This window comes from Ligilactobacillus ubinensis (assembly GCF_024160875.1).
GTDB classification, from domain to species: Bacteria; Bacillota; Bacilli; order Lactobacillales; family Lactobacillaceae; genus Ligilactobacillus; species Ligilactobacillus ubinensis.
Map to the genome: position 1 here is coordinate 22,578 of NZ_JAIULA010000024.1, position 21,735 is coordinate 44,312.

Here is a 21,735-nt window from a genome sequence, read left to right on the forward strand (position 1 = left end):
TAATGACTTATTTTACACAAAAAGTTGTTCTCCTTACTGGAGTTGCATCGGGAATTGGGTTTGCCCAAGCAGCTAAGATGTTGGAAAACGGGGCTTATGTTTTTGGTGGTGATTTACATTTTAATGCTCAAATCAAGCAACTACAAAAAAAGTACCCTGCACACTTTTTCTTTAAAATTTGCGATGTTCGCAAGAAACACGATTTAGCTATATTGGTTGACTATGCTTTAGCTAAAATGACACACATTGATATCTTACTTAATACAGCTGGAATTCTTGATGCTTACCAACCTAGCTTAAATACTAGCGAAAAAGAATGGGATAATGTCATGAATACCAATTTAAAAAGCATTTTTCGCCTGACTAACTTAGTACTACCATCCATGCTACAACAAAAACATGGCACTATAATCAACATGGCTTCCATTGCAGGTTTAGTTGCTGGTGGCGGTGGTGCTGCCTATACAGCTGCAAAACATGCCATTATTGGATATACTAAACAACTTGACTATGATTACGCTGGTCTTGGTATTCGAGCAAACTGCATTGCTCCAGGCGCTATTGACACTCCAATGAACGCAGCTGATTTTGCTGGCGATGCCACAATGGCTAAAGAGGTTGCCCGACTTACTCCAGCTAAACGTTGGGCAAAACCCGAAGAAGTTGCTGCTTTAACAGTCTTTTTAGCAAGCGACAGCGCCGATTATATTCATGGCGTCGCTATTCCGATTGATGGTGGTTGGACCGAAAAATAAAAAAGGTTTCTGGACTATTATCTAACACTATACGTTGATGTATCCGTGTTTAGATATCCTAATCCAGAAACCTTTTTATTCAGTTACATTTTAAATAATTTGAAAAACACTTGAATAATTCCAAAATAAATTAATATCGAAAAAAAGTTACTTAATATTGCAATTAAAGTTCCTGGAATTCCTGAAAAGTCAATTCTTAAATGATCTAAAATCCAAGGCACTACACATCCCAATAAGTTCGCAATCAAAATGGATAGTATCATTGCAATTCCAAGTGCTATCCCTAAAACATAATTATGCAACCACTGTCCTGTAAAAATTGCAAAAATTATTCCTGCAAAAATTCCTACTACAACTCCTGCTATTAATTCGCCCATAATTAAACGTAAAAAAGTATACGTGTCTTCTTTATCACTTAGCCTTCGCATTGCAACCGCTAAACTTTGTGTTCCAGCATTTCCAGCTACTCCCATAACCATCACAATAAAGATAACGGGTGTTGTTTCCTTTACAATCATATAACGATAAGCATACATTACAATTACAGTTAACAAACTTAAAAAAAGTAAACCAAACGTCCATGGTAATCTATTAAAGGCTGCCTGCAAGGGCTTGCTGCGTTTATCTTCAACATCTACACCTGCTAAGTGCGAATAGTCCTCAGCAGATTCCTCATCAATAACATCAATAACATCATCAACATTAATAATTCCTAATAGTTCACCTTTATCATTCGTAACTGGTAATGCTAAGAAATTATAATCACGAATTATCTGTGCAACTTCTTCTTGTTTATCATTTACACTTACTGACATAACTGGAGTACTCATTATTTTATTTATGCACGTTTCATCCTCATTCGTCAACAAATAGCGTAAAGTTAATACTCCTTCAAGTTTATTACTATCACTGATAACATAAATATAATAGATAGTTTCTGCATCAAGTGCTTCTTTTTTTACCGCGTGTAATGCATTTTTTACCGTTTGATCACTGGAAATGGTCATATACTCAGTCGACATAATCGCCCCAGCTGTTTTATTATCATAATGCAGCAACTGTCGAATTTCATTAGCTTCTTTTTCAGGAACATATAACAAGTATTTTGCTAAGTCTTGTGGTTCAGCATACGCTAATATATCAACTGCATTATCAGTATACATCTCGTAAATAACTTCACCTACATATTTAGTTGGCATTTCTTTGAAATATTCCACAACATCTTCAGCTGGTCCCTCAAATGCATTAAACATATCACCAACTTCTTTTGATGTTAAATATCGATAAACTCTTGCGCGTTGATTTTGATTAAGTGAAGTAAAAATCTGCGCTTGCTCAAAAATATGTAGTTTTAGGTATTCTTCTTTAAAAAGATTTGCTTGTTGTTCGTCTAATAATCGTTGTATATTAACTATTTTATCATGCGTTGTTAAATTTATATCAACCATGATTTAACCCCTTTTTTAATTAATTGCCTATTAAGTATTGTCTCATATCGCTAGGTAACTCACTTTTAAATTCCACTTGCTTTTTTAAAAACGGATGATAAAAACTTAGATACTGGCAATGTAGTGCTTGTCGTTGAATAGGTAACACAATTTTACCACCATATAATGTATCCCCAATCAGCGGATGACCCAAAAAAGCACTGTGAACCCGGATTTGGTGCGTGTACCCCGTATGTAGTCTTATATTACAAACTGTAGCTTTGGAAAGACTTTTAACAACCCAATACTCACTAATTGCTAAATGACCATCTTCTCTTACTTCTCGTTCGATAATACTATTTTCTGAACGTCCTAAAGGCTTTTTTACCATAAAATGTTCTGCTTTTATTTTTCCACTTAAAAAAGCACAGTATTCTTTAAAAATATTATGCTCTACTAATTGTTGATTAATTAATGCATGTGCATATCTATGTTTTGCAAACAACACTAACCCTGATGTATTTCGGTCTAATCGTGTGACCACATGTGGAATAATATCATGATATCCTTGTAAATAATAGTAGCCCGCTACCCGATTTATTAATGAATCTGTCAACTGGTGCACAGTTGGAATTGTTGTAACATATGGTGGTTTTTCAACAATCAGATATGAGTCATCTTCATAAACGATTTTCAGTGGTACAAATGATTTAACAAGATTTCTCTTTCGATTCTTTTCGGGTGGAATGATTAGCTTTATTTCATCGCCCCATACAAGCTTATCTGCTAGGTAACATTTTTGATTATTAATCCAGATTCCACCAGCATCCTTTTTGATATTCGCCAGCAATCGTCTTGATATGCCTTTTTCATTTAAAAAGTTTTTTAACTTCATTGTATTTTCTTGTTCATAACGAAAATTAATCTCCATAATTATCACCGATAAACGCATCTTGTACACGATGCCAAAAATGCGTGTGCCGATATTTAGCAAAACTAATTCTTTCTTTTGCAACTTTATAGCGAATTTGTGTAATACCTAAATTATGATAACTATTTGAATCAATTGTAAGTAATAAATCACGTTTATCTTCCCGACTTAACATTGGTTTCAATGTAATCCAATCGTTCGGAGACACAATCATAGGTGAACTTAATGTCCTAAAAACGCGGTTGTTTATAGAGCCTATCTCCGTTAACTGCATAACTTCCATATCAGGGTGCACAACTGCCCCACCAATCGACTTATTATATCCCGTTGATCCCGTTGGTGTAGATACACACAATCCGTCCCCTCGAAAACGTTCAAAAAGTTCTCCACCAACATAAACATCTGTAACCATTGTCGAACTACTTCTTTTCAAAGTAGATTCATTTAATGCTAAATATCGTTGGGGCTTAGGCTGATTAGCATAGTGCACTAAAACATCTAGCAATGGATAACTGACAGACTGTCCATTATCAGATTGCAAACTAATAATTAAATCGTCAATTTCATCATCACGCCAATCCGTATAAAAACCTAAGTGTCCAGTATGTACACCTACGAAACGAATTGTTTTAAGCTGCTTGCGATAATAGTGGAACGCAGATAATAAAGTTCCATCTCCACCTATTGTTACAACAACTTGCGGACTTTCTTCATCTAAAATAAAATGGCGTTCGATAAACTTTCGTTTTAATTTTTCTTTAACAATTTGTGTTTTACGTTCGTTATTAGCGAAAATTGCAATTCTCATTCGTACTCCTTTTATCTTGCTCGTCCTCGCCATCAAATATTTGATTCGATTGTTTTGTTTGAAACAAAGCTTGAGCTTCCTTAATTTCTTCTCTTATATCTGACATTTCCTTATCCAATAAAAAGGCTGCTTCTGCTGAACGACGCAATCTTTCTTCTAATTCACGCGGGAATGAACCTTTGTATTTATAATTTAATGAATGTTCAATTGTTGCCCAAAAATTCATTGCTAAAGTTCTAATTTGAATCTCTACTTTTATTTCATGTTTACCGCTAAGTCTCTGGATAGGATATTTAATGACAATATGATATGACCGATAACCGCTTTGTTTTTGATTAGTTATGTAATCTCTTTCCTCTATCACTTGCATATCAAAGCGATTTTTCAATACATCTACCACGACATAGATATCTTCAACAAATTGGCACATGACTCTAATTCCTGCAATATCTTCCATGTCTTCTGTTAAACGATCTACCGTAATTTGACGACGTTGCATTTTTTCAATAATACTAGTAACTGGCTTTACTCTACCTGTTACAAATTCAATCGGTGAATGTTTCCTTGTTTGTTGATATTGATCACGTAATTGTCGCAATTTTAATTTTAATTCAGAGACTGCCTGTTCATATGGTTGAAGAAATTGTTTCCAATTTTCCATCATCAAACACACAACCTTTCTGTATCTATCTAGTAGTTTAACACAATTATTAACTCATTAGCTAACGAGGATACTTTTTTGAAAACAAAATAATACAAGCAAATGAATTGCAAAAAAAAAATTTTTTGTTAAAGTAAAGATAGTATAAGGGACGTATTATTATTTATGGAGGAATAGATTGTGTTAGAAATATATCTGTTTATTAACCCTTTAGGGTCTGTTTGCTACCAAACCGAGCAAGATATTTTAAATTTAGTTGCACGATCAAGTGAACGCATTAATTTTCGCTTCATCCCATTATTAAATTTAAATACCGTCACTAGTGTAATGCAGTCCCATCGACTACCTTTAAATGATTTAAATATCCGTAATCAAATGTCAGATTCACTGTATCAGGCTGCACTTGATTATAAAGCTGCATTGTTTCAAGGTAAGAAAAAAGGCCGTGCTTATCTATTATATATACAACATGCCTTCTTAAATTCAAAATCTTCGTATGATGAAGAATTAGTTTTAGCCGCAGCGAAGGCTTGCAAACTCGATGTAGCTATGTTTATGGAAGATCGTCATTCCGACTTTACAGTTAAATGTTTTCGACAAGATCAGGAAATGGCAGCTAAAATGCACGTTTCGGAGCATCCAACGCTCGTATTGTATAATTTAGAAGGCTTTGATTGTGGTGTCTCAGTTAGTGGCTGTGACTCCTATGATGTTTTAGAAAATATTGTTCATGGAAATGTACCACGTGAATTAATTTTGCAACATCATATTAAGCAACGGCTTCACCCTATCGTCCATTCTCAACAAGACAATGATGTTCAGCATCGTTCTTGAAAAAGAGTCCAGAACTAAATGGCATACTGAAATTGTTTCATCCACGCCAAAAAGTTCTAGACTTTTTTTATCTTCAAATATTTGGTGATAGAAAAGTAGCATAAACCAGATAATTCAATTATCCGATTTACACTACTAATAATCTCTAACTAACCATTTACCACTCTTTTGTATAGCGTTATTCTTCACTTTCTAATAATTTTTCTAATTCATTCAATCTCATTTCAAATATCTTAAATGCTTCTTTTAGATACCAACTATCTGTCATATCAATACCAGCCTTTTTTATAATTTCGATTGGATAAGCCGAACTTCCCGATTTTAGAAAGTTTAAATACGCCTCGATTTTCACTGCATCTCCACTTAAAATATTCTTTGCCAGTGTTGAAGCTGCTGCAAATCCAGTAGCATATTGATACACATAAAAATTATAATAAAAATGAGGTATCCTCGTCCATTCTAATGCAATTTCATCATCATTTTCAATGTTGGGTCCATAATAATGTTTATTCAACTTCTTATAATACTCAGCTAAATAATCTGCAGTTAGCGAATTGCCTTTGGCATCTTCTTCATGAATCCACTGTTCAAATTGCGCAAATTGTGTCTGACGAAAAACAGTTCCTTTAAAACCGTCTAAGTAATGATTTAAAATAAAAATACGTGTCTGTTTACTTGTTTCTTTATTTAATAAGTATTGTGTTAATAAATTTTCATTAGTAGTTGAAGCAATTTCAGCCAAAAAAATCGAATAATCTCCATACTGATATGGTTGCGTATGTGTTGTTAAATAACTATGCATACTATGTCCCATTTCATGTACTAACGTAAACAAATTATCTAAATTATCTTGCCAATTTAGTAAAATATATGGTGCTGTATCATACATACCTGATGAATATGCGCCACTTCTTTTCCCCTTGTTTTCTACAACATCAATCCAACGTTCATTAAAGGCCTCTCTAACCTGTTCACTATATTCTGTTCCTAAGATAGCCAATGCATTAAGCGCCTCTTTTTTTGCTTCTGGATAAGTATATTTTAGTCCTGTTTTTCCAACGATTGGCGTATATAGATCATACATATGCACTTTGTCTATATTTAATACTTTCTTTCTTAAATTAACATAACGATGTAATAATGGTAAATGTTCTTCTACTTCTTCTATTAGCTTTTCATATACTACTACAGGTATCTCATTGCTAACTAAAGCAGCTTCCCTTGCAGAATTATAATTGCGAACATTTGCTTCAAAATTGTGCACACGCACTTGATTTGCAAGTATTGCAGCAAATGTATGTTTAAATTGTCCATAAACACCATATAACTTTTCAAATGCTTCTTTTCGAACATTTCGATCTACCGATTCTAATAACCTACTATATACGCCATCAGATAATTCAACCACTTGCTGCGTTTCATCTTTAACAAGTGGAAACTTTAAATCTGTATTATTTAAGATTCCAAAAAAGTTTTCTGAAGCTGAGAAAATATCTGTAGCACCTGCAAGTAACGCCTCTTCTCTCTCACTTAGCGTATGTTCACGTTTAGCCGTTAATTTTTCCAATAAGTGTTGATATTCATTCAGTTTTAACTCAATTTCATAATATTTTGCAAGTTTCTGTGGCTTTATTTGTAATAATTCTGGTTGAAACCAAGATGTTGCTTTAGCAACAATTGAAAGTAATTTCTGAACTCTAGCAAACACATCTTGATAATGTGTATCTGTTGTATCTTGGTCGTTCTTCATATTCGCGTATACATAAACCTTTTCTAAATTACGATTAATAGCTAATAATTCTTTTACAGCTATTAACAAATCTGATGCGCTTTTATTTAATGTTCCTTGCAACTTCTTATAATTATCAGCTTGCTTTTTTATGTCGTTTATGTTTTTTTCAAATACGTCTTCTGTTAAAAAAACCTTCTGTAAATCCCATGTTAGTTCTAGTGGTACTTCATTTCGTTTAGGTAACTTCTCTATTTTATCCATTGTCTACCTCTTCCAATTATTAATTAACATTCTAACCTAAAATAGATTTGAAACGCAATATTTTATCATTCTTTAGTTGCAAGAAAATTTCTCAATTCTAATTTGAAAAAATATTCCATTTTTATAAATGGCATATTATAAAACCGGCTTTTTTGTAATTCTTTAGATGCCAATTCAAGATATGACAAATTACTTTCTCCTTTTAGAAGTAGTACAGACATCTTCCAAATAAATGATGGTACTCTATATATTGGTGGACAATATTTTTGTGGAAATACATCTGTGGGGATTTCATATAGGGTTAATCCTCGTACATAACATTTATTACGTAGATTTCTTAATCCTGGATCATTATAGAATATTCGACTTCTAAAGTTTGCCATTTGTTGTTTTATTTCAATTAGTGTTAGCGGAAAATACTTTGGCTTGTGCTTAATGTGCAAAAAATGATGTAACTCTTTTAAACTATATGCGTAATGTTTTAAATACTTAATTGGTACATAATCTGCTTGCTGAATTGCATAACAAATCTCAAAGCGTTTATGACCAACATCTAAATATATTAAATAGAAACCTAAATTTGGTGTCCACCGTATAAATTGAGCAATTTGCTGTGTTAATTTCTTTTTCAAACGATACCTTTGACCCAAAATCCAAAAAAATTTCAATTTTTTATTTGCATAACCATAAGATCGCGATATCAACTTTTCAGTACTTATAGGAGCACATTGAAATTCAAAAACTATTTTTTCCCCACTTTGTAATGAACTTATTATATCTGGCCGTTGCTTTAAATTACTCATATATGCTTCAATCTGAGAATTTAATCCTATTTCCTTTAACCAATGGTACAATTGATATTTGCCCTGTAGATGTTCTTGCGTCTCACCTTCACTAAATAAATGGCATGTCTTTTTGTAATGTGCAAAATGCATTGCTTTTTGTTTTCCAGCTTTCACAATTAATTTTTGTTTACAGCCTGGGACATAGATATACTTGATCCTTTTTAGCATATAAAATTTGACAATAGCTACCCGTTAATGTAAGTGCATAAAACATTATTTTAACCTCCTCATAATATAGTTTTGTAATCCTTTTTACTACATCTATAAATACGTAAAAAAGAGCGCATTTTTTTGTGAATTTTACTATTTTTTATTTTTAGTTTAAAAAAAGCATCAGCAAACTTTTTAGTTTACTAATGCTTAATTAATATCTATTCTATAACTTATTTTGCCCTTGTATTAAAATAACTACGCGTTAATTCAATTGCTTTATTTTTCATGATTAATTTTGCCCGTTCATGAATAACTGCTGCAGTAAATGGTACACTGTTTCCATATTCATAAATGACTGCCAAGATGTCTCCTATCTCAGCTTTATCTAACGTATTTTTATCAAATATTATCTCAAGATAATATTTATCACCATACTTATATAAACTTGAAATTCTATTAGACATCTTTTTTTCAGATGTCAATTGTATGAAATCTTCAAAACTTGCAAAAACAATCACATGATGTTCTTGGGTTTCCTCATAGTTATTCAAATATCGTGTTTTTTCATCCTTCTCATCATTATCTTCACCGTTAAAAAGCTCATCTGTTGTAGGCTTTTCAAGTGCTGCATCCAGTTGCTTTTTTATAAAACTCGCAATATCATCTGTATCACTCATATTATTAATATCTATTTGCTGCACTTTTTTCCCTTGATTTTCTAAATCTTTTATTGGTGAATAAGGTTCCTCATCACTATTAGGATCTACTTTAGTTATGAAGAGTTCCAATCCATTACGATTAGGCATTAATTGGAATGTAACGGCATCATTTTCCCGAAACTCATGTTTTGTATCTACCTCATCCAAAATACTGTAGAAAAAGCTCTCAATCTCTTTTTGGTTACCTAACAGATCAAGGACGGTAATCCCACGTTCGGTTAAATCTTCACTTTCAAGCGATACTTTAATAGTATTCTCATTGATTTTTTCCATTTCCATTGTGGTCACCCCTTCTCTATCAAACACAATCCTTAAGCAAAATTACACTTAATGGCTTTACCCTTTATAATATCAGAAAAAGCAAAAAAAGACCACCCACAAGTACAAGTGATCTCATAAAATTTTTATTTAAAAGCCAGCTAACTTTTGCGCCTTTTGCAATTCCAAAGCGCGCACCTCACGAGGTAAGAAACGGCGTATTTCATCTTCATTATAGCCTACTTGCAAACGTTTATCATCCATAATTATTGGACGTCTTAACAAGCCAGGGTTTTTTTGAATTAAATCAAATAATTCTTGTAATGGCAATTCATCAATATCAACATTCAAATCAAGATAAGCCTTCGAACGTTTTGATACAATTTCTTCAGTACCATCTTCTGTCATTTGTAAAATTTGTTTAATTTCATTAATTTTAAGCGGTTCAGAAAAAATATTTCTTTCTGCAAATGGAATGTCATGTTTCTTCAACCATGCGCGCGCCTTACGACATGAAGTGCAACTTGGTGATGTGTATAGAGTAACCATAAAATCGCTCCTTTACAGTTAAATTCTTACGCGTAATACGACAATTATTTCCTACAAATATTATTATACATCAAATTTCAAAAAATTAATACCTTAAAAAAGATTTGATCTTTATTTTTTAAAAAAGTTATTTATAATTTTTATAAAGTATATCGCTTGTTATTTTGATATTGCATACAAATTATACAAAGTACGAAACAAGAACTTATGTTTTATCATTAATTTGTTATTTAAAATACTATAAATAAATATATGTTACACAATATATGTTCTTTGGTTAAATCTTTTATTTTTATAAAAAACTCTTTTTTCCAATTAATTAGTGTTACACTTATTAAAACTATCTTTTTTTGCAAGGAGGACTTCCTATGGATTATAATTTAACAGGATTTACTAATATTCAACATCTAGACCCCGATATTATTGTTGATTTGCGCTATGCCACTTTAGATAACTTTACACATCAGGTTGTTTACGACTTCAAAACTGCTATAGCTCGAACTGGAACAGCGAATAAACTTGCAAATGCTAGTGCAATTGTAAAAAAGCAAGGCTTTCGTCTAAAAGTTTGGGATGCCTATCGACCGGTTGCCTCTCAAAAAAAATTATACGAAATATATCCAGATCCAACTTTTGTTGCTGAACCCGATCCAAACTTCAGCCATCAAAAAGGTGTTACTTTTGATCTTACACTGACTGATTCCTCTGGTGCAGAAAAGCCGTTACCTACAAAATTTGATGACTTCACTGAAAAAGCTATGCGTACTTCTAAAAATATGTGGGATGATAATGAAATATATTATTATAATATTTTAAATGATGCTATGCTTGAAGCTGGTTTCACTGGATACATCAATGAATGGTGGGATTTTCGCGATAGTCAAATGGATGAATACAAGCCTTTATCCGCTAATCCCAACGACTATAAATAAAAATTTATAAAAAACGGATATTTATTGAGATATAATTCAATAAATATCCATCTTTTTTATATTATAGCTTTTTTAACGTAACAATTATAATAGTGGAGCTATTGTTTTTGCACAGATTCCTATTAGTTTTATGCTTATTTTTTCTTGTTTTAACGTCTCTAGTGTAACTTTTTCACTACTATTTCTCGTATCTATAAAATCTCTTTCTATTTGCTCAACACAATCTGACATATACATTAGTAATGCACATTCGAAATGATGGTATAAACTACGATAGTCCAAGTTTACTGTTCCCACAATAGCTGTTGTATTATCACTTACAAAAGATTTAGCATGTATAAATCCGGGTGTATATAGATAAATCTTCACGCCTGCAGAAATAAGATTTTTAAAATGTGTCTTAGCTAATGCATATGGTATTTTTTTATCAGGTATTCCAGGCAAAATGAGCTCAACATCCACTCCTCTTTTAGCAGCAAAAATCAAGGCATGCTCCATCTTTCCATCTAATATTAAATATGGCGTCATAATATGAACATATTTCTTTGCTCCATTTAATATATCCATATATACATTTTCTGATACCTTATCCTCTTCTAAAGGGACATCAGCATAAGGAATAATATAGCCACTTGAATTTTGCAATTTTTGGGGTTGAATTTGCATATATTTTAAAAACTCTGCATTACTCTCAGTAATGTTCCACATCTGTAAGAAAAGCTGTGTAAAAGTTTTGACCGCTTCTCCTCTAACCATAACAGCAGTATCCTTCCAATGACCAAAGCGTTCAATTCTATTTATATACTCATCTGCAAGGTTTACCCCGCCTGTAAAAGCAACTTCTCCGTCTATAACTAGAATTTTCCGATGATCGCGATAATTGTAATACGTGGATACAAATGGACGAATTGGTGAAAACATTTTGCAATTTATTCCCAATTTTTCTAGTCGTTTAGGGTAATCATTTGTCAGTGTGGTAAACTCACACATTCCATCATACATTACCCTAACTTCCACACCTTCTGCAGCTTTTTGTGCTAAAATCTCTAGAATTTTTCCCCACATTTCACCTTCTGCTATAATAAAATACTCTACAAATATAAAATGCTGCGCTTTTTTTAATTCTATAAGCATCTCATTAAACTTTGTTTCACCTGATGGAAAATATTTTACTTTACTATTACAATAAACTGGAAATCTTTCATTACAATTTCGTAGATAGTACGCTAAGCCACCTAAACTTGGATTTTCAATTGCTAATTGTTCTAGTGCTTTTTTATCTTCTTTTAAATTTTCCTTGCTTTGTTTTATTAAATCTAAAATTCTCTTGTGCAAAGCTCTATGTCCAATATCTCTTTGTGTGTAAAGTAATAAGCATGAACCCAATAATGGAGCAAGCGTTATTAATAGTAACCATGTCATCTTCGCTGAAGGATCAATATTACTATTAACAAGATATAATACCATGATAATATCAAAAATCACCACAAAAAGAGCATAGTTTGAAAATTCTTGGCTAAACCACTTAAACAACGAAAAAATCCAAAAAATTTGTAATAGTAATAAGCAAATAACTAAACCTATCCGACTAAAAACTACTCGTAATATCCCACTTTTACTTTTTTCAAGTAAAGACATTCCTTTTTTTTCCATTCATTTACCTCCAAACTTATTGTGCCTTTTTAAGAAAAAATAGTCAAATTATACTATTACTATGATATTTAATCCACATTCTCAGCAATTTTTTAAATGACATGATTTTAAAATCGGTCGAATATTTGGTCATAAAAACACCCCATAACTGTTAATTTCTATGTCTAACAATTATGGAGCATGTCCCTTTTATTCAATATAATCTTATATACAAATCATTAAAAAGATGTAATTATTTCATTTTACTAGTTTATTCCATATAACAACTTTATCTTGTGCCAAGGAATTAGGAACATCAATAATTCGCTGATTTGAACTTCCTCTGAACTGCAAAGTTAAATCCTTCTTGTCATTTAAAAAGCGTCCATCCACTAAAATATCAAGATAGGTGAGTAATTCCTTTTTATCTTCTGATTCTTGTTGCAATTCGTCCCATGTATAACCCGTCCATGACCAGATATCTTTACTATTTCCAAAGACTTTTCGAATACGTTTTACTAGTTTTAAACAAATTTGTGTATTTAAAAATGGTTCTCCACCAAGCAATGTTAATCCTTGAACATAATCCTCACTTAAATCTTTTATAATCTGATCTTCCAGTTCTTGCGTATAAACTGTACCATAGTTAAAACTTTGAGCAACCTTATTATAGCAACCTGGACAAGCAAATTTACATCCACTCACATATAAACTACATCGAACACCCTCACCATCCACAAAATTAAAAGGTTTATAATCAGCAATTTTCTGTTGACTTAATTTAGAAGCCAACCATTCTTCAGGTTTAGGATTTCGCGGTTGCTTATTTAAAGAATGTTTTGACGAATTAGCTTTAGTAACTGATGTGCTTTTCATACTCTTATCAACAAACTGCGTATCTCCACCAATACTAATTCGAATTGTACTAGTCATGTTCTTTAACCATTCCTTTTGTCATGTTCTTTGCTCGTGATGCAATTTCAACATGTCGTCCGTGAACCATTGGTCTTTGCAATGGATTTCCTAAATAACCACATGTTCTTTTTACACAATCACACGTTTTAGGGTCATGATTTCCACAATCAGGGCATTCAAACCCACGTTCAGTTGCCTTAAATTCACCCTGGAAGCCGCACTTATAGCAATGATCAATTGGTGTATTTGTCCCTAAATATCCCACTTTATCATATGCCCAATCCCAAACAGCTTCGAGCGCTTTAGGATTTTGACGCAAATTTGGATACTCACAGTAGTGAATAAAACCACCAGAAGCATATTTAGGATAATCCATCTCAAACGTTAATTTTTCAAATGGCGTTGGATGCTTTCTAACATCATAGTGAAAACTATTTGTATAATACTCTTTATCTGTAATATCTTTTATCTTACCAAATTTCTGAGTATCTAAGACACAAAAACGGTCTGTTAAGGATTCGCTAGGCGTTGAATAGACGCTAAAATGATAATCATATTTGCTAGACCAACTATCACAATAGTTCTTCATTTTTTTCACAATTTCTAGCGTAAAATCGTGGGCTTGCTGATTTTTTTCCCAATTAGGACCAAAAAAGTATGTGCCTACCTCATATAACCCAATATATCCAATTGAAACAGTTGCTCGTTCATGTTTAAATAATTCATTAACACTATCAGTTGCAGCTAGACGTTTTCCAAATGCACCGTATTGGTATAAAATAGGTGCGTTTTCCGGTAATGCATCCAATGTTCTTTTAACTTTAAAAACTAATGCATCCTCAGCTAGCTTCATTCGTTCACTAAAAATGCTCCAAAACAATGCAACATCACCCTGTGATTGCAATGCAATCCTAGGTAGATTAACTGTTACAACTCCCAAGTTCATGCGTCCTGAATTTACTTCCTTGCCTTTATCGTCTTTCCAGCCTTGTAAAAAAGAACGACAACCCATAGGTGCTTTAAAACTACCTGTTATTTCTTTTATCTTATCATACATTAAAACATCAGGATACATTCTTTGAGTAGCACATTTAACCGCTAGCTCTTTTATATCATAGTTAGGATCATTAGGTTTCAAATTTAAATCTTTTTTTATCGTAAATACTAATTTAGGAAAAATAGCCGTTCTCTTCTCGCGTCCTAAGCCTTCAATTCTAATATTTAAAATAGACTTTTGAATTTCGCGCGCAATCCACGAAGTCCCTAACCCAAAACCTAAAGTTGTAAACGGTGTTTGACCTTGCGAAGAAAATAACGTATTTATTTCATATTCTAAGCCCTGCATTGCATCATAAATATCTTTTTTCGTTCTCTTCTTTGCAAACTCTTTTTGTTTAACAGGATCATCTATATAATCTTTTGCTTCTTTTATATGCTTTTGATAATTACGCATTGCAAACGGTTCTAAAACTTCATCAACACGATCTGCAGAACAACCTCCATACTGACTTGATGCAACATTAGCTATTATTTGTGCCATTTGTGCAGTGGCAGTTTGAATTGAATGTGGGCTTTCAACTTCTGCATTCCCAATTTTAAAGCCATTTGTCAGCATTTCTTTAAAATCAATTAAACAACAATTAGTCATTGGACTCCATGGTGTATAATCTAAATCATGATAGTGAATATCGCCTCTTAGATGTGCTTTAGCAATATGTTCTGGCATCATTTTCAAACCCAAAGTTTTACCAACTGTCCCTGCAGTTAGATCTCTTTGAGTATTAAATACGTTACTATCCTTATTGGCATTTTCATGTACTAATGCAGGATCTTGTGCTTGTAGACGATTTAATCTATCCGTTGGATTAGTTTGTTTAGCCCACTTTACTTCGTTTTCTTTGAAAATATCAGTGTATTTTTGTGCTTCATTCGTATACTCTAAATCTTTTAATGTTTGTACAAAAGATTTACGCATTTCATCTGCGTGAATTACTTCATCTATATTGATGGAAGTAAATAACACGCCCAATATTTCTTCTTTTTGTTCGCTTAGACCTAATTTATCCAATATATATTCTAGTTTATAAAGCATAAATGGCATTTCTGATCCATCACGCTTGATAAATTTTGTTGGTAAAATTAAACCTATATGTGCGTGTTTCCTTACTTCCATCATCACTAATATCCTCCTAAATTTTTTCTTGATTATCAAAATATTTCTTTCATATATATTCTATACCTTTTACACACCATATACAACATATTGTAGTAATAAAAAATAAATTGTACGATATATAGTATGTAAGTTTTACGTTTACATATATTGCTGTTCATGCTTTCGGCTTATCTTTGAATAATTAAAACTTTTTCTTTTCTTCACTTCAATCTAAGCGTTATAATATAATCACAAAATTCTAGAAAGAAGGATATTGGTTTGACATTAACATTAGAAAAAATTGAACAACAAACAAATAGTGGTTTAAATGAACTTTTAAGCCAAACAACTTTAGAACCAGATTCTCTTTTTGTCCTTGGGTGCAGTACAAGCGAAATTCAGGGCGAACATATTGGTAAACATTCAAATATAGATATTGGACGTACTGTAATTCAAACTATACTTAAAACACTAGCCCCTTTAAAAATTAACCTTGCTGTTCAAGGGTGTGAACATTTAAACCGTGCATTAGTTGTCGAAAAAAAAGTAGCTCAAAAATTAAATCTAGAAGTTGTTTCAGTCTATCCGTCACTCCATGCAGGTGGTGCTGCCCAAGTAGCTGCATTCGAACAATTTGAAAATCCTGTTGAAGTTGAACATATTGTTGCACAAGCTGGAATGGATATTGGAGATACATCAATTGGTATGCATGTTAAATATGTTCAAATTCCTGTTCGTACCTCTATTAAAGAAATTGGTGCGGCACATACTACATTCTTACGTTCAAGGCCCAAGTTGATTGGTGGTCAACGAGCAAAATATTCTTGGGATCCGTTTTCTTAATTCAGCCCTCTTAAAAAATGCTAATATTAAACCCTTAATTTTTGTTTAGAGATTAATCTAACTTTACTAAGGGTTTTTTGCTTTCTTTTTCTAACAGCAAAAAATAACCTTATCTTAGATAATTACTAAGATAAGGCTATTAATCTAATATACAATGAAACTATCATAGTAAATCAAAATTTAAATAATTACATTTAAATAGTGGAATCATATTAATCATATCTATTCTTATCAAAATGGGCTAATTGTCCTCTAAATTCGTCTGGATAACGTTCAATTGTATGTGTATCTTCACCAATTGAATAATCAACTCGTTCTCCATGTTCGCCAAAATCTAAACCTGCTAATTCTTCTTTTTCATCTACACGCATTTTAATAAAGAGTTTTAAAACTGGAATTAAAATCAAACACATCACGGTAACAAAAACTATCGTTGCTAATGTACCTACAATTTGTATTAAAAAAAGATGTATTCCTCCACCATAAAACAGTCCATTTTCTGTGATTCCTGAATTAACTGTCTTTGTAGCTAAAGCCCCTGTTAAAATAGAACCAACTATTCCTGAAACACCATGACACCCGAATGCATCTAAAGGATCATCAAATTTCAAAACCGGTTTTATATAATTCACAAAAACAAAACTTGCTACCGTACATAAAATTCCTATTACAATTGCACCAACAGTAGTCACGTACCCAGCTGCCGGCGTTATGCCAACCAATCCACATAATGCACCTGTACAAACACCAACTAAAGATGGTTTACCACCTGTTTGAATTTCAAGTACCATCCATGTAATCATTGCTGTTGATGCTGCTACAGTTGTAACCAAAAATGCATTCATTGCAATACTGTTCATTACTAAAGCTGAACCAGCATTAAATCCGTACCAACCAATCCACAAAATAGCCGTGCCACATAAAACCCAAGGCAAGTTATAATGCTCATCTTCAAACTTCAAACGTTTACCCAAGAAAATAGATAGTATAAGTGCTGTTACACCAGCATTAATATGTACGACTGTGCCACCAGCGAAATCTAAAACTCCTAATGAAGCCAAGATTCCGTTTGAACTCCAAACCATATGAACAAGTGGATAATATATAAAAATTGACCAAACTGCAATAAAACCGAATAAGTAATTAAAACGCATCCGACCCACAACAGCACCCACAAACAACGCTGGGGTAATTATGGCAAACATCATTTGGAAAACTAAATATGTACCTGTATTTAGCCCTTGATCTTTCAGTGTAACTTTACCTAAATCAATTCCACTTAAAAAAAAGTGCTTAATAGTTCCAATGACACCACCTATATTGCCATTAAAACTTAATTCATAACCTACAGCAACATACAAAACCACTGCTAATCCACAGATTATAAAAACAGAAAGCATTGTGTTAACAACATTTTTTCTCGAAACCAAACCTCCATAAAAGAAAGCTAAGCCTGGTGTCATAAAAAAAACAAGAATTGAAGATATAATTACAAATGTTGAATTAGCTGCATTTAGCATATACACCTCTCCTTTGCCTTTGATGTGATAAATTATAACATCATATATCTTTTTTGTTATTATTTTTTCTTTAATCTAATCATTTTTTAATGTAAAAAAGACAAGCTTTGACTTTTTTTGATTTTAATACCCCTTACATGTTATAAAACATAACCTAAATGAGCATGTGCTTATTTATTTTCACAAAAAAACAAGTTGCTTTTTGATGAAGCTAACTTGTCTAAATTATAGTTATTCATTTCAATTCCTTAAGTAATTGATCTAACTTATCCGATACTTCCATTGGTAACTTATCATACGGAGTATCGAGATTATGTTGTTGAACCCAGTTACGTCTAATTTCGAAACGTCTTTTTAACTTATTCACATACTCTTTATTTGAAAAATCAATTGGATATCCTGAAATATTAGTACAACTAATTCCTGATAATCCACCGAAAGAGCGCCATTTCATTTTATCATTGACTATACTTTCAAGGATATTTAAAGTAACGTTCTTACCTATATCCAAGCCATTGAACTCTGCCGTATTTACAATATAGCAATTAACTTTCCTCTTTTCAAATAGTTCCTTAAAATCATTATAATCCTCAGCCAATGGATATGCTCTAAAGGGATCCGCAAAGGGTTCAATAACTAACATGTTTTCATCTGTACTTTCAGTTAAATTTTCAGCGGTCGATCGCTTAGTTGCTAAAGTTACTCCAAATGTAGTTGCCAAAATCGGATCTTCAAGTTTTAAGATAGGGGGTAAACTATCGTCTTTCATAATCCAAAAAATTGCATCCATCGGCTCATTTTCCTTATCTACACGATTAATAGAAGCATACCGCGATTTAATTGTCCTACCATTTCCATTACGCAAGTCTTCTGTTACAAGTACTTTTTCTCCTTTGCTATTTAAGGTTACACCTACATTCATTATTGTTGTAAAATACGCTGTTTCTCTAGTCCCTGGTAAATAATCACTCGTTTTATCAAAATAAGCTGGTTCTAGCGCTATTGAGCTCCCATCGCTACGCGAAATAACAAATGCATCATCATGTAAAACCGTAATATCAAATTTATCATCGTGTTTTGCATGTGTTAAAGTTGATTTGCCTGATCCTGATAATCCATAAAAAGCAAAAACCTTATCTTTTCGATTCTTAAAATGAAACGCTTTGGCACCACCATGACATGCAGTATACCCATTTCTATGCGCTGTTGCCCAAGCCAATGTTAAAGTAGCCTTTTTTAACTCTCCAAAATAACGTAATCCTAGTATGGCTCCAACATTGTGAGCCGCATCAAATATGACTAACCCATCAGGATACTCACTGTTTGTCCAGAATGGGTCAGCATATAAATAGATATCTCCTTCAGGATATTTTTTTGATTCCGCATATATTTTTGAATACTTAGCATTAAAATTTTGAAAATTAAGCATATATGACAGCAAATTCATTTCAAAACCTTCAGGTAACATCAAATGTGCCTTAAGCATAAAATCCTTATCTAATCCCACAACAACTTCTGTCTTATAAAAATTATGCTTTGCGCCTATGTAAATTGCTTCTTGTAAAATCTTAATTAACTTATCTGTATCTTCTTTAGGATCATCAATTAAATGGCGTGCAGCAGCAGTTCTTCCTACTACAGCTCCATGGTTATCAACTAACATCTTTGCATATGCTGGCAAACCCAGTTCACTTGTATGTTCTATTGCTAAATCAGTAATTATTGTTGCTGGATTATTAGCTGCTAATTTATATGCTGTCATTAAATCTGTAATTTTTCTTACATTATTAGCGTAAAAGGCAGTTTCAATAGTTGTTCTTGTTTGTGAAAAAATAGGATTCTTTTTCGATATATCTCTTTCCAAAAACTTTTCTAATGTACTCATTTTAATAACATCTCCTATATACAAATAAAAAAACGTTTTCTATATATATTTTAACATATTATTATAGATAGTTTACGCTAATATATTTTTTATTGTTCCTTAACAAATCAATAAAACTACATCTCATTTTTTTAAATTCTACTTAATATACATATAATGGTCCCATTTAGCGTACATAAAGCAAAGTTCAACGCAAAAATAGTTGTAACCAAAAAAGCCTCAAACTCTTTTTACCTTCGAGTAATTGATGACAAAATGCATACATATAGACAGCTAGATACTTAACTCTGTATAATATCCAAACCCTCCTCTAGGCTATTCAATTTGAAATATTAATATTCTCTTACTAATCATCTTTTCTCACAATAGCTTCTTATGATTTATATCTAGATTTTATTTTAAATTTCAATATTATCTTACAATTTGATATCTACTATTAAAACGTCCATAGCTATCTTTTGTTAGTTAGGTTACAAAAAATAAATTCGCACTTACTAAAAATAAGTGTTATAATAGTAATATATTTTTGTATCTACATTAAGGAGAATCATAATTTATGACAGAATTAGTAGTTAATGCTTTAAAAAAGCGTCGAACAATATATGCGTTAGGAGAAAACGTTAAACTGACACCTGAAAAAATATCTGAGTTAATCAAAGAAGCTATTAAATACTCACCAACAGCATTTAATAGTCAAACTGTACGTGCTGTAATTTTATTTGGAGAAAAATCAAAGCGTGTCTGGGATATTGTTGAACAGTGTTTAGAAAAGGAAGTTCCAAATGCTGAAGCGTTTAAAAAAACGAAAAAAAAGATTGAAACATTTAGAGCTGGTTTTGGAACAATTTTGTTTTTCACAGATACAGCGATAGTAAAAAATTTAGAAGAAAAATTTCCACTGTATGCAGAAAATTTCTATGATTGGTCTGAACAAGGTATAGGTGGTGCTCAACAAGCTGTTTGGGTTGCTTTGGCACAAGAAAATTTAGGAGCATCATTACAGCATTATAATCCGTTAATTGATGAGTCAATTGCTAAAGAGTTTAGCATACCTAAAAGTTGGCGATTACGCGCTCAAATGCCTTTTGGTTCGATTGAATCAAAAGCTATTGAAAAGAAATTCATCCTTGATGAAGAGCGTGTTCGAATAATAAAGTAGTTAATATAGCACAATTAAACCAATCTAAAATTAGTTCTGATATGAAACGATAAAATAGTTTCATGTCAGAACTTTTTGTTAGACGAAATGGAATATATATTTCATTTATTTCAGTTGATTAGTGATTGATACAAAAATAAAACTGGATTAATCAGCAAAAATCTTAAAAAAATGAGACACACTCACAACATTAGGAGTATGCCTCAAAAATCTCAGATTACTTTTTCAAATAAATACCGGTGATCGGGGTCGAACCGATACGTCCTCAACGGACACTGGATTTTGAGTCCAGCGCGTCTGCCAATTCCGCCACACCGGCATAAACATTTAGCTAAACAATAAAATATATGATCTATATCTTATACTGGGGTAGCTGGATTCGAACCAGCGCATGACGGTACCAAAAACCGTTGCCTTACCACTTGGCTATACCCCAATAATAATTCATATCAGGTAGTTGGATTCGAACCAACATTTATGGAGTCAAAGTCCATTGCCTTACCACTTGGCTATACCAAATATGAAAGGGCGGTAGATGGGAATCGAACCCACGCGTGCCGGAGCCACAATCCGGTGCGTTAACCACTTCGCCACTACCGCCATTATTAAGTTTGGTTGAAATGACAGGAATCGAACCTATATCAACAAAAAGTTGTTTTACCATTAAACTACATTCCATAATAAAAATGGAAGGGAGTGGATTCGAACCACCGAACCCGAAGGAGCGGATTTACAGTCCGCCGCGTTTAGCCAGACTTCGC

General features: G+C 32.5%; 18 protein-coding genes and 4 tRNA genes. 5 read left to right on the forward strand and 17 right to left on the reverse strand.

All coding sequences use genetic code 11. The features are described 5' to 3' along the window. Positions 1–2: 2 nt before the first annotated feature. Positions 3–755 (forward strand): 3-oxoacyl-ACP reductase, encoded by a 753-nt coding sequence (locus tag LB941_RS10385; protein WP_253361904.1) that lies wholly within the window; start codon positions 3–5, stop codon positions 753–755. Between the two features lie 83 nt (positions 756–838). On the opposite strand, the gene mgtE is transcribed toward LB941_RS10385, so the two are convergent. The 4 genes from mgtE to yjbM are packed head-to-tail and all read right to left on the reverse strand — an operon-like array spanning position 839 to position 4,585. Continuing rightward, a complete protein-coding gene (gene mgtE / locus LB941_RS10390) occupies positions 839–2,203 on the reverse strand; it encodes a magnesium transporter (RefSeq protein ID WP_253361905.1) in 1,365 nt (454 codons plus the stop codon). A 19-nt stretch (positions 2,204–2,222) separates the two neighbouring features. Beyond that, entirely contained in the window at positions 2,223–3,113 is an 891-nt protein-coding gene (locus LB941_RS10395; protein WP_253361906.1) for an RluA family pseudouridine synthase, read from the reverse strand. Beyond that, entirely contained in the window at positions 3,103–3,921 is an 819-nt protein-coding gene (locus LB941_RS10400) for an NAD kinase (protein ID WP_253361907.1), read from the reverse strand. The genes LB941_RS10395 and LB941_RS10400 overlap by 11 nt, the downstream gene beginning before the upstream one ends. After that, positions 3,899–4,585 carry a GTP diphosphokinase gene (yjbM, locus tag LB941_RS10405; RefSeq protein WP_253361908.1) on the reverse strand — a complete coding sequence of 229 codons (687 nt, stop codon included), beginning with the start codon at positions 4,583–4,585 and terminating at the stop codon, positions 3,899–3,901. Before yjbM ends, LB941_RS10400 begins: the two co-directional genes overlap by 23 nt. A gap of 177 nt (positions 4,586–4,762) precedes the next feature. On the opposite strand from yjbM, the gene LB941_RS10410 reads away from it, so the two are divergent. Continuing rightward, positions 4,763–5,416, forward strand: coding sequence for a ClpXP adapter SpxH family protein (locus tag LB941_RS10410; protein WP_253361909.1), 654 nt, complete (start codon positions 4,763–4,765; stop codon positions 5,414–5,416). Positions 5,417–5,594: 178 nt separating this feature from the next. Here LB941_RS10410 and pepF read toward each other — a convergent pair whose 3' ends face one another. The 4 genes from pepF to spxA form a co-directional block, all read right to left on the reverse strand. Beyond that, positions 5,595–7,409 (reverse strand): oligoendopeptidase F, encoded by a 1,815-nt coding sequence (gene pepF / locus LB941_RS10415; RefSeq protein WP_253361910.1) that lies wholly within the window; start codon positions 7,407–7,409, stop codon positions 5,595–5,597. Between the two features lie 65 nt (positions 7,410–7,474). Next, positions 7,475–8,422 (reverse strand): competence protein CoiA, encoded by a 948-nt coding sequence (locus LB941_RS10420; RefSeq protein ID WP_275980028.1) that lies wholly within the window; start codon positions 8,420–8,422, stop codon positions 7,475–7,477. Between the two features lie 215 nt (positions 8,423–8,637). Then, the gene (locus LB941_RS10425; protein WP_253361912.1) at positions 8,638–9,405 is read right to left on the reverse strand and encodes an adaptor protein MecA; all 768 of its coding nucleotides are present in this window, start codon (positions 9,403–9,405) and stop codon (positions 8,638–8,640) included. Between the two features lie 129 nt (positions 9,406–9,534). Beyond that, positions 9,535–9,933, reverse strand: coding sequence for a transcriptional regulator SpxA (gene spxA, locus LB941_RS10430; RefSeq protein ID WP_253361913.1), 399 nt, complete (start codon positions 9,931–9,933; stop codon positions 9,535–9,537). A 368-nt stretch (positions 9,934–10,301) separates the two neighbouring features. Here spxA and LB941_RS10435 point away from each other — a divergent pair, with 368 nt between their 5' ends. Further along, positions 10,302–10,865: a M15 family metallopeptidase gene (locus tag LB941_RS10435; protein WP_253361914.1), complete on the forward strand. Its 564-nt coding sequence runs from the start codon at positions 10,302–10,304 to the stop codon at positions 10,863–10,865. A gap of 84 nt (positions 10,866–10,949) precedes the next feature. Here the strand turns inward: LB941_RS10435 and cls are convergent, their stop codons facing one another. From cls to nrdD, 3 genes are all read right to left on the reverse strand, one after another. Then, positions 10,950–12,518, reverse strand: coding sequence for a cardiolipin synthase (gene cls, locus LB941_RS10440; protein WP_253361915.1), 1,569 nt, complete (start codon positions 12,516–12,518; stop codon positions 10,950–10,952). Positions 12,519–12,755: 237 nt separating this feature from the next. After that, complete coding sequence (gene nrdG / locus LB941_RS10445) at positions 12,756–13,430, reverse strand: anaerobic ribonucleoside-triphosphate reductase activating protein (protein ID WP_253361916.1); 675 nt, start codon at positions 13,428–13,430, stop codon at positions 12,756–12,758. Continuing rightward, positions 13,423–15,588 (reverse strand): anaerobic ribonucleoside-triphosphate reductase, encoded by a 2,166-nt coding sequence (gene nrdD, locus LB941_RS10450; protein ID WP_253361917.1) that lies wholly within the window; start codon positions 15,586–15,588, stop codon positions 13,423–13,425. The genes nrdG and nrdD overlap by 8 nt, the downstream gene beginning before the upstream one ends. Before the next feature lie 258 nt (positions 15,589–15,846). Here nrdD and LB941_RS10455 point away from each other — a divergent pair, with 258 nt between their 5' ends. Beyond that, a complete protein-coding gene (locus LB941_RS10455) occupies positions 15,847–16,410 on the forward strand; it encodes a TIGR01440 family protein (protein WP_253361918.1) in 564 nt (187 codons plus the stop codon). A 212-nt stretch (positions 16,411–16,622) separates the two neighbouring features. On the opposite strand, the gene LB941_RS10460 is transcribed toward LB941_RS10455, so the two are convergent. Further along, the gene (locus LB941_RS10460) at positions 16,623–17,930 is read right to left on the reverse strand and encodes an ammonium transporter (RefSeq protein WP_253361919.1); all 1,308 of its coding nucleotides are present in this window, start codon (positions 17,928–17,930) and stop codon (positions 16,623–16,625) included. Positions 17,931–18,165: 235 nt separating this feature from the next. Next, entirely contained in the window at positions 18,166–19,815 is a 1,650-nt protein-coding gene (locus LB941_RS10465) for a phosphoenolpyruvate carboxykinase (ATP) (protein ID WP_253361920.1), read from the reverse strand. Positions 19,816–20,371: 556 nt separating this feature from the next. On the opposite strand from LB941_RS10465, the gene LB941_RS10470 reads away from it, so the two are divergent. Continuing rightward, the gene (locus LB941_RS10470; RefSeq protein ID WP_253361921.1) at positions 20,372–20,974 is read left to right on the forward strand and encodes a nitroreductase family protein; all 603 of its coding nucleotides are present in this window, start codon (positions 20,372–20,374) and stop codon (positions 20,972–20,974) included. Positions 20,975–21,208: 234 nt separating this feature from the next. Here LB941_RS10470 and LB941_RS10475 read toward each other — a convergent pair. From LB941_RS10475 to LB941_RS10490, 4 genes are all read right to left on the reverse strand, one after another. Beyond that, positions 21,209–21,293, reverse strand: a tRNA-Leu gene (locus LB941_RS10475). 45 nt (positions 21,294–21,338) lie between these two features. After that, positions 21,339–21,410, reverse strand: a tRNA-Gln gene (locus LB941_RS10480). Between the two features lie 91 nt (positions 21,411–21,501). Further along, positions 21,502–21,574, reverse strand: a tRNA-His gene (locus LB941_RS10485). A gap of 12 nt (positions 21,575–21,586) precedes the next feature. Next, positions 21,587–21,652 (reverse strand) — tRNA-OTHER (locus LB941_RS10490). Positions 21,653–21,735: the final 83 nt, after the last annotated feature.

Bases quoted from the DNA above. Each gene is read 5' to 3' on its own strand.
- mgtE (WP_253361905.1), bottom strand. From the start codon at position 2,203: ATGGTTGATATAAATTTAACAACGCATGATAAAATAGTTAATATACAA.
- LB941_RS10400 (WP_253361907.1), bottom strand. From the start codon at position 3,921: ATGAGAATTGCAATTTTCGCTAATAACGAACGTAAAACACAAATTGTT.
- nrdD (WP_253361917.1), bottom strand. From the start codon at position 15,588: ATGATGGAAGTAAGGAAACACGCACATATAGGTTTAATTTTACCAACA.
- cls (WP_253361915.1), bottom strand. From the start codon at position 12,518: ATGGAAAAAAAAGGAATGTCTTTACTTGAAAAAAGTAAAAGTGGGATA.
- LB941_RS10425 (WP_253361912.1), bottom strand. From the start codon at position 9,405: ATGGAAATGGAAAAAATCAATGAGAATACTATTAAAGTATCGCTTGAA.
- LB941_RS10435 (WP_253361914.1), top strand. From the start codon at position 10,302: ATGGATTATAATTTAACAGGATTTACTAATATTCAACATCTAGACCCC.
- yjbM (WP_253361908.1), bottom strand. From the start codon at position 4,585: ATGATGGAAAATTGGAAACAATTTCTTCAACCATATGAACAGGCAGTC.
- LB941_RS10420 (WP_275980028.1), bottom strand. From the start codon at position 8,422: ATGCTAAAAAGGATCAAGTATATCTATGTCCCAGGCTGTAAACAAAAA.
- pepF (WP_253361910.1), bottom strand. From the start codon at position 7,409: ATGGATAAAATAGAGAAGTTACCTAAACGAAATGAAGTACCACTAGAA.
- spxA (WP_253361913.1), bottom strand. From the start codon at position 9,933: ATGGTTACTCTATACACATCACCAAGTTGCACTTCATGTCGTAAGGCG.
- LB941_RS10460 (WP_253361919.1), bottom strand. From the start codon at position 17,930: ATGCTAAATGCAGCTAATTCAACATTTGTAATTATATCTTCAATTCTT.
- nrdG (WP_253361916.1), bottom strand. From the start codon at position 13,430: ATGACTAGTACAATTCGAATTAGTATTGGTGGAGATACGCAGTTTGTT.
- LB941_RS10465 (WP_253361920.1), bottom strand. From the start codon at position 19,815: ATGAGTACATTAGAAAAGTTTTTGGAAAGAGATATATCGAAAAAGAAT.
- LB941_RS10395 (WP_253361906.1), bottom strand. From the start codon at position 3,113: ATGGAGATTAATTTTCGTTATGAACAAGAAAATACAATGAAGTTAAAA.
- LB941_RS10385 (WP_253361904.1), top strand. From the start codon at position 3: ATGACTTATTTTACACAAAAAGTTGTTCTCCTTACTGGAGTTGCATCG.
- LB941_RS10470 (WP_253361921.1), top strand. From the start codon at position 20,372: ATGACAGAATTAGTAGTTAATGCTTTAAAAAAGCGTCGAACAATATAT.